The sequence below is a fragment of the Paramagnetospirillum caucaseum genome, assembly GCF_000342045.1.
Lineage (GTDB): Bacteria > Pseudomonadota > Alphaproteobacteria > Rhodospirillales > Magnetospirillaceae > Phaeospirillum > Phaeospirillum caucaseum.
The window spans coordinates 1-1173 of sequence record NZ_AONQ01000171.1 but is presented as its reverse complement, the minus strand read 5'-3'; the positions used below and the strand labels follow the sequence as shown (position 1 = coordinate 1173).

Annotated in this window: 1 protein-coding gene; it reads left to right on the top strand. The window is 74.7% G+C overall.

All coding sequences use genetic code 11. From position 1 onward, the window contains the following. A partial coding sequence (locus H261_RS22845) for a tetratricopeptide repeat protein (protein WP_008622712.1) occupies positions 1–1173 on the top strand: 1173 nt, incomplete at both ends.

The following is a 1173-nucleotide window of genomic DNA, read 5'->3' as shown; positions in this document are numbered from 1 at the left end:
GGCCCACGCCATTCTCGACATCCTGCTGATGGAACGGCCCGATTCCGTCCATGTGTGGTGCGGCCTGTCCCGCCTGCTGGCCGACGAAGGCCGCCTGCCCGGCGCCGAGGCCACCCTGCGCCGGGCGCTGCGCCTGCATCCGGGGCACGGCCCGGCCTGGGCGGCGCTGGGCGGCGTGCTGGCCCGGAGGGGCGAGGGCGAGGCCGCCCTGGACGCCTTCCACGCCGCCATCACCCTGGAACCGGAGCGGCCCTGCCATCGGGTGGGACTGGCCGAGACGCTGCTCGACCTGGGGCGGATCGACGAGGCGGCCGAGCACATCGACCGCGCCCTGGCCCTGGACGACGAGGATGCGTCGGCCCACATGGCGCGCGCCCGCCTGGCGATGCTGAACGGCCGCCTGGCCGAAGCCTGGGAAGAGGCCCTGTGGCGCCACCGGCTGCCCGCCGCCGCCCGCCCCCGCCTGCCCGCCGCCCCCTGGGAGGGCGAGGATCTGGACGGCGCCCGGCTGCTGCTGCACGCTGAATCCGGCCTGGCCGACACGCTGATGATGGCGCGCTTCGTTCCCGTCCTGGCGGAGTGCGGCGCCGCCATCACCCTGGTGGCCCAGCCGGAATTGCTGCCGCTGCTGGAGATTCTGCCCGGCGTGGTCCGGGTTCTGCCCCTGGGGCGGCCGCTGCCCGATGACCTGCAGGCCGATTACGTGGCGTCGCTGGACGACCTGCCGCTGCTGCTGCGGGTGGGGCTGCATTCCATTCCCGCCCAGCCCTATCTGACGCCGCCGCCGCGCCGCATCCGCCGCATCCGGGTTCCGGCCGGCATCCTGGTCAAGGTGGGCATCGCCTGGGCCGGCGATCGGCCGGAGGATTCCCTCGCCTTTCCACTGGCGCTCGGGCTGGCCACCGTGCCCGGCACCCTGCTGTTCTCGCTGCAGACCGGGCCACGGGCCGACGAGGCCCGCCGGCTGGCCGATCCCGCCCTGATCACCGACTTGTCGCCCACCATCGCCGACCTGGCCGATCTGGCCGGGCGCATCGCCGAGATGGACATGGTGGTGGCCGCCGACGGCCCCGCCGCCCATCTGGCCGCCGCCATGGGCAAGCCGGTGCTGCTGCTGCTGCCCCATGCCGCCCAAGCCCGCTGGATGCGCGACCGCGACGATACCCCCTGGTA